At 79.4% G+C, this 1524-nt stretch carries 1 protein-coding gene; it reads right to left on the bottom strand.

From position 1 onward, the window contains the following. Positions 1-1524, bottom strand: a 1524-nt coding sequence (locus tag IN07_RS26045; protein ID WP_036340980.1) for a hypothetical protein, incomplete at both ends; no start/stop codon positions are given.

The following is a 1524-nucleotide window of genomic DNA, read 5'->3' on the forward strand; positions in this document are numbered from 1 at the left end:
GCGGCGACCGTCGCCTGCACCTCGGCCAGCTCCCCCTCCAGGACGGCGATCTGTTCGGCGCGGTGCCGGGTGCGGGCGGTGGCGCCGATGTGCCGGGCGTGGGGCACGGTGTGCCGTCCGGTGAGGGCGCCGAGCCCGAAGGACCCGTCCCGGTCGAGCCAGCAGCTGCCGGCTCGGTCGGTCCAGCCGATCCGGGCGAGGACGGCGGCCACCTGGCCGATCGGGGCGCAGCCGTCGGGGTCGGGCCGCAGGACGGCGGAGAGCGGTCGCGGGGCGAGCGGCCCGGCGGCGTCCACCAGCAGGTGGCCGGATGCCGGGGCGGTGATCCCGTCCGGAGCGAGCACGGCGGTGAGCAGCCCGGAGCCGAGCAGCGCGGCCTCGACGCCGGCCTGGTCCTCGGGGCTCGCGCCGGCGGTGAAGTCGACCGCCCGCCACAGCGGGATGCCCGGCTGTGACGTCGTCCAGCCTGGCCGGTCGGGCTCCGGGTCCCGTTCGGCTCGCAGGTCGGCCAGCCGGGCGGTCAGCTCACGGGCTTGCTCGTCTGCGGCCCGTCGCTGCTGCTGGAGATCGGCGCGCTCGGTCAGCAGTCGCTCGGTGGCGCCCGCGGCGGCCTCGGCGGCGGCCCGGTCGAGCCGGTCCAGGCGGTCCCCGTCGAGGGCCTCGTCGTCGGCCGGGTCGTCGGCCGGGTCGGACAGCCAGCCGCCGACGACGGTGTCCGCCCAGTCCACGTCGCCGAGCCGGCGGGTGGTCTCCGCCGACTGCACCCAGGCACGCCACTGCTCGCGCAGGCCCGCCCCGGCAGCCAGCTCCTGCTCGACCGCGGCGTCCCGCCGGGCGGCGCTGTCGGTCTCCCGGGTGAGCGCCTCGTCCCGGCGGTGCTCGGCGCGCAGCACCTCGGTCTCCTGGCCGGACAGCCGTCGCTGCTCGGTGAGCCGGGTGCCCACCAGGTTGCGCCGGTCCGCGGCGGCCTGCCGGACGACGCCGGCCGCCGTCCGCAGGGCCGCCGGGTCGGCGTCACCCAGATCGACGGTCGCGCCGGCCGGCCGCCGGAGTGGCTCGGGATCACGGTCCGGGGTGGAGCGGACCGGCTCGGTACCACCGGGAACGTCGAGCACCCGCGCAACGAGCTCGGCCGGGAGGGCGGTGGGCACCCCGGCGCCGGCCGCCTGCTCGGCGAGGTCACCCAGCCGGGCCGACGTGCGCGCCGCGGCCTCGACGGCCTCGGTGGCCACCCGGACGACCACCGAGGCTGCGGCCTCCTCGGCGTGCCGGGCCGAGGCGGCGCGGTCGGCTGCCCGGTCAGCGGTGGTCCGGTGCGCGGCGACCGTCCGGGACCGTTCCAGCAGGTCGCGGTGCTCGGCCGACTCCTGGAACCCGCGCAGGGTGGCCTGCACCTCGCTGAGGTGCCCCTGCGCCTCCAGGTGGGCGGCGGCTGCCGTTGCGGCCGCCTCCCCGGCCTCGGCGGCGGCCTGCCGCGCGGCCGCGTCGGCCCGTTCGGTGCGGCGGCGGTCGCGGACGGCGGCG

This window comes from Modestobacter caceresii (assembly GCF_000761485.1).
In the GTDB taxonomy this organism is placed as follows: Bacteria; Actinomycetota; Actinomycetes; order Mycobacteriales; family Geodermatophilaceae; genus Modestobacter; species Modestobacter caceresii.